Genomic DNA, 798 nt, shown 5'->3' with positions numbered 1-798 from the left:
CCTTGTAGTCATCGGCGTGGGCCTGGTTGCCGATCACCCGCACATAACCCAGCGGCCCGCCGGCTGCTGCGTCGACGACTTTGTCGAAGCGCCCGTTGGAGCCCGCCAGGATGCTGGCGTTGACCCGTGTGCCCAGCTCGCCGAATTGCTCGGGCTCGCGCTCGAACAGGACCGTGCCGGCTGAAGCGCCCGGGCCCCAGAGCACGGTTTGCGGGCCTTTGATCACGGTGAGCTTGTCGTAGGTTTCCGGTGAAATATAGGAGGTGGGCGCATCCATCCGGCCGGGGCAGGCGCCGAGCATCATGCTGCCGTTGGTGAGGATGTTCAGGCGTGAGCCGAACATGCCCCGCAGCACCGGGTCGCCGTTGGTGCCGCCGTTGCGCACCAGGGCGAAGCCGGGGATGGTCTTGAGGTAGTCGCCGCCATCGCTGGCGGGCACTGGTTGGCGCGGGTCTTTCGGGTTGGTGACGACGGTCAGCGGTGAGCTGGGGGCAATGGCGGTGATCACCGTCGGGCTCAGTTCGTTCTGGTCGGCAGGCTCGTCGGCGTGGACCTGAGGAACCAGCAGCGCGCCACACAGAACGGCGAAAACGGGAGTACATCCCAAGCGGGTGTCAGCAGAAAACCTGGACATGAAAAATTCCATCATTCATTCGTAAACAACACGGCCAGCAGCCTGCGGCTGTCTGTCTAAAGTCGGCCGGGGTGAAGTAACGGTGTGAAGTGCTTACGCGATGATGGGCGGGGCGCGGCTGCGGGCGCCGGGGAACACGGTTTGCCGGGCATGGCCCAGGCGTG

General features: G+C 65.2%; 1 protein-coding gene and 1 pseudogene. Both read right to left on the bottom strand.

The features are described from left to right. A partial coding sequence (locus HX846_RS37575) for a TonB-dependent receptor plug domain-containing protein (protein ID WP_178967507.1) occupies positions 1-634 on the bottom strand: 634 nt, incomplete at its 3' end. Between the two features lie 93 nt (positions 635-727). Then, positions 728-798, bottom strand: a pseudogene (locus HX846_RS40135) (DUF2946 domain-containing protein); the annotation flags it as partial.

The organism is Pseudomonas sp. K5002, from assembly GCF_013386655.1.
Taxonomy (GTDB): domain Bacteria; phylum Pseudomonadota; class Gammaproteobacteria; order Pseudomonadales; family Pseudomonadaceae; genus Aquipseudomonas.
Note: the sequence above shows the minus strand (reverse complement) of the source record. Positions and strands in the feature narration are given on the sequence as shown.